At 44.3% G+C, this 1342-nt stretch carries 2 protein-coding genes; one reads left to right on the top strand and one right to left on the bottom strand.

The window, feature by feature from the left end; translation table 11 throughout:
• The first annotated feature begins 276 nt into the window (after positions 1 to 276).
• A complete protein-coding gene (locus A3729_RS31540) occupies positions 277 to 492 on the top strand; it encodes a hypothetical protein (protein WP_156497896.1) in 216 nt (71 codons plus the stop codon).
• Between the two features lie 165 nt (positions 493 to 657).
• Here the strand turns inward: A3729_RS31540 and A3729_RS10975 are convergent, their stop codons facing one another.
• Positions 658 to 1059: a hypothetical protein gene (locus A3729_RS10975; protein WP_068633819.1), complete on the bottom strand. Its 402-nt coding sequence runs from the start codon at positions 1057 to 1059 to the stop codon at positions 658 to 660.
• Between the last annotated feature and the right edge of the window lie 283 nt (positions 1060 to 1342).

A 1342-nucleotide genomic window follows, 5' to 3' on the forward strand; every position in this document is an offset into this window, starting at 1 on the left:
ACTTTACCGGATTCCCTAGGAACACACCACCAACGAAACCTCTACAAATTAAAATGTACCTGAGAAGCTTAAACAGCGGAGCGGAACAGTTGGAAACCGTACCACCTACCCTAAAAATTTAAACGGAAAGATGCCAGATTAGAAACGTGCATTCCTTGCCGAATATTGAGCCTTAACCTTTAAGGCAAAAAAACATTTAACGCTTTTATAAACGGCGCACGGCTCTATCGTGCGTCCAACGCAGGCCACGTGTTTTTGTGGCCGGAGTGATGTTTGATGAACTGGTTAGATGTTTTAGAACGACCAACTACACCAAACACCACGTTAAAACCAAAGTGCTTGCCCAGAGACAAAAACACCGTAGATGGCGACTTTACCGGATTCCCTAGGAACACACCACCAACGAAGCCTCTACAAATACAAATGTGCTTGAGAAGCTTAAACAGCAGAGCTGAACAGTGGGAAAACGTGCCACCTACCCTAAAAATTTAAACGGAAAGGTGCCAGATTAGAAACGTGCATTCCTTGCCGAATACTGAGCCTTAAACCTAAAGGCCAAAAAACATTTAACGCCGCAATAAAGGGCGAGCGGCGCGCAGCAGAGCGAGTCCAGCCCACGACCCTTTGTGGGCGTCTTTGATTGCCTGGTTATACGTTTTAGTATTCGCCGAAGATCTTGACCTCATAGGTGTAATTGCTAAAGCCGGCAGGCATGTTTGTACAGACAGCTTCAATGTCGATGTTACCACTTGAAAACGGCTTATTTATTAGCAGTAATGGGCACCGTTTAAAGAAGCTGCCATCTGATTTTTTAACGATAAAATTTACAGAAACATTGAGCCATTCGTGTTCGCTGTTGTTCTCAGCTATTGCGGTAAAAACCAACTTGTCACCGCTGAGCCAATGATTAACTGTTTTAAGGTTTATATCAGGGTCGTTTACCCGCGTAATCATTGCTTCTTGCACTTTCATGTAAGCGAATACGCCCGCTGCAAAAAGCACAACTAAAGAAGCGGCAAAAACAACAGAGAGGAAGCAATACTTCACATACTTGTTCATTCTGGAAATTCCATTTTTACGTATAACGCTTTTATAAACGGCGCGCGTCTTTTTGCGCGTCCAGTGCAGGCCACGTGTTTTTGTGGCCGGAACGATGTTTGATAAACTTGTTAGTTGTCATTTTGCCCCAAAGCTCTCTAGTACTGGATAGTAATATTCTGCGACTACCAGCCCAGAAAAAATACACGCAAGCAGAACCCAGACATGCCATTCACGAACCCAGCTACCCTGTGCTTTTAACTCGACCAATTCTTCTTCGTTTTCACCGACAGAGGCAAGAGAC

This window comes from Oleiphilus sp. HI0043, assembly GCF_001634935.1.